The sequence below is a fragment of the uncultured Limnohabitans sp. genome (genome assembly GCF_937889215.1).
In the GTDB taxonomy this organism is placed as follows: domain Bacteria; phylum Pseudomonadota; class Gammaproteobacteria; order Burkholderiales; family Burkholderiaceae_C; genus Limnohabitans_A.
On sequence record NZ_CALBEX010000047.1, the window covers coordinates 1 to 2,861 of the forward strand.

Genomic DNA, 2,861 nt, shown 5'->3' on the forward strand with positions numbered 1-2,861 from the left:
GTCATGATTTTGGGTGTGTTCGTGCTGATGACGTATTTCGTCTGGCTCGCTTAACGATTTTGAGGACAGAATAAAAATGGGATTGTTAAGCCTTGCCATCTGGATGCCGATTGCCATCGGTGTCGTCTTGCTGGCCTTTGGTCGTGACAGCCAAGCGGGCGCTGTGCGCTGGTTTGCGCTGCTGGGCTCCATCGCCAGTTTCTTGGTCACGCTGCCGCTGATTTCGGGCTTCCAGCTCGGCACCTCGGCCATGCAGTTTGTTGAAAAATTTGCCTGGATCGAGCGCTTCAACGTGCACTACCACTTGGGCGTGGATGGCATTTCGTTGTGGCTGGTGCCGCTGACGGCCTTCATCAACGTGATCGTGGTCATTGCGGGCTGGGAAGTCATCACCCGCAAAGTCAATCAGTACATGGCCGCTTTCCTGATTTTGTCGGGCCTGATGATCGGCGTGTTCTGCGCGCTCGACGGCATCCTTTTCTATGTCTTCTTTGAAGCCACCTTGATTCCGATGTACCTGATCATCGGCATCTGGGGCGGTCCGAACAAAATTTACGCGGCCTTCAAGTTCTTCTTGTACACCTTGCTCGGCTCTTTGCTGATGCTGATCGCGCTGATCTATTTGTACGTGACTTCGGGCGGCAGCTTTGACATCCTGACCTGGCACAAGTTGCCCCTGTCGGGTTCGGTCCAGACCATGCTGTTCTTTGCGTTCTTTGCGGCTTTTGCCGTGAAGGTGCCCATGTGGCCGGTACACACTTGGTTGCCCGACGTGCACGTTGAAGCGCCCACAGGCGGCTCCGCTGTGCTGGCGGCCATCATGCTCAAGCTGGGTGCTTACGGTTTCTTGCGCTTTTCCATGCCCATCGCCCCCGATGCGGCCCGCGAGTGGGGCATGTTGATTCTGGTGCTGTCGCTGGTGGCCGTGATCTATGTGGGCCTGGTGGCCATGGTGCAGCAAGACATGAAAAAGCTGGTGGCGTATTCGTCGGTGGCGCACATGGGTTTTGTGACTTTGGGCTTTTTCATCTTCAACCCGCTGGGCGTGTCCGGCGGCATTGTGCAGATGATTGCCCACGGCTTTGTTTCGGCCGCCATGTTCTTGTGCATTGGCGTGTTATATGACCGGGTGCATTCGCGTGAGATTGCCAGCTACGGCGGCGTGGTGAACACCATGCCCAAGTTTGCCGCATTCGCCTTGCTGTTTGCCATGGCCAATGCGGGCTTGCCCGGCACCGCTGGTTTTGTGGGCGAGTGGATGGTGATTTTGGGCGCTGTGAAGTTCAACTTCTGGATCGGCTTGCTGGCCGCTTCGGCCCTGATCTTTGGCGCGGCCTACACCTTGTGGATGTTCAAGCGCGTGTACCTGGGGCCTGTGACCAACGACGATGTCAAGGGCCTGACCGACATCAACACGCGTGAATTCCTGATGCTGGCCTTGTTGGCCGTGGCCGTGCTCTACATGGGCATTTACCCCAAACCTTTCACCGATGTGATGGATGCTTCGGTGATGGACTTGCTCAAGCATGTGGCCGTGTCCAAGCTGCCTTGAGCGGCCGGGGCCTGAACGTTTCACCTGAATAGAACAATTGAGAGAACACAGATGATGGACAACTCCAGCTGGATGACGATGTATCCGGAGATCGTGTTGCTGGTCATGGCCTGCGTGGTGACGCTGGCCGACCTCTTCGTGAAAAGCCCCAAACGCACGGGCACTTACGTGCTGACGCTGGTGTCTCTGGGCGGTGTGGCCTTGTTGCATGCTTTGTACGCCGATGCCGGGCAGACGCTTTACGGCTTTGGTCGCCTGGTGGTCAGCGACCCGATGGGCCACTGGCTCAAGTGCTTTGCCACCATCGCCGTGATGGTGACCTTGGTGTATTCCCGCCCTTATGCTGCCGACCGCGACATGCTGCGCGGGGGCGAGATTTTCAGCCTCAGCCTGTTCGCCTTGCTGGGCATGAGCATGATGATCTCGGGCCAGAACTTCATCGTGATCTACTTGGGCTTGGAGCTTTTGACGCTCTCAAGCTATGCGCTGGTGGCCTTGCGCCGCGATCACACGCAAGCCACCGAAGCGGCCATGAAGTACTTTGTACTGGGGGCCATGGCCTCGGGCTTCTTGCTCTACGGCATGTCCATGATGTATGGCGCCACCGGAAGCCTTGAGCTATCGGCGGTGCTCAAGGCCATCGCCTCGGGCCAGGTGAACCACCAGGTGCTGGTGTTTGGTTTGGTCTTCATCGTGGCCGGTCTGGCGTTCAAGATCGGTGCCGTGCCTTTCCACATGTGGATTCCCGACGTGTACCAAGGGGCCCCAACCGCGGCCACCTTGATGATCGGTGGCGCCCCCAAGTTGGCCGCTTTTGCCATTCTTGTTCGCTTGTTGGTTGAGGGCATGCTGCCGCTGGCGTTTGACTGGCAGCAAATGCTGTCGGTGCTGGCCATTGGTTCCTTGCTCATCGGTAACCTGGCGGCCATTGCCCAGACCAACCTCAAGCGCATGCTGGCTTATTCGACCATCTCGCAAATGGGTTTTGTGTTGCTGGGTTTTGTGGCCGGTGTCATCAATGGCGAAACCACTTTGGCGGCCAACGCCTACAGCTCGGCCATGTTCTACATGTTGTCGTATGTGCTGACCACTTTGGCCGCATTCGGCATCATCATGCTGTTGGCACGCCACGGCTTTGAGAGCGAAGAAATCACCGACCTGGCGGGCCTGAACCAGCGCAGCCCTTTGTACGCGGGAGTTATGGCGATTTGCCTGTTTTCGATGGCGGGCATTCCGCCGATGGTGGGCTTTTACGCCAAGCTGTCGGTGCTGCAATCGTTGTTGGCCTCGGGCCAGGGCTTTTACATGG

2 protein-coding genes are annotated in these 2,861 nt (G+C 57.5%); both read left to right on the forward strand.

The features are described from left to right. Window positions 1-76: 76 nt before the first annotated feature. Complete coding sequence (locus Q0341_RS01170; protein WP_299509992.1) at window positions 77-1,552, forward strand: NADH-quinone oxidoreductase subunit M; 1,476 nt, start codon at window positions 77-79, stop codon at window positions 1,550-1,552. 51 nt (window positions 1,553-1,603) lie between these two features. After that, window positions 1,604-2,861, forward strand: a 1,258-nt coding sequence (gene nuoN, locus Q0341_RS01175) for an NADH-quinone oxidoreductase subunit NuoN (protein WP_299509993.1), incomplete at its 3' end; no start/stop codon positions are given.

Bases quoted from the DNA above. Each gene is read 5' to 3' on its own strand.
- Q0341_RS01170 (WP_299509992.1), top strand. From the start codon at position 77: ATGGGATTGTTAAGCCTTGCCATCTGGATGCCGATTGCCATCGGTGTC.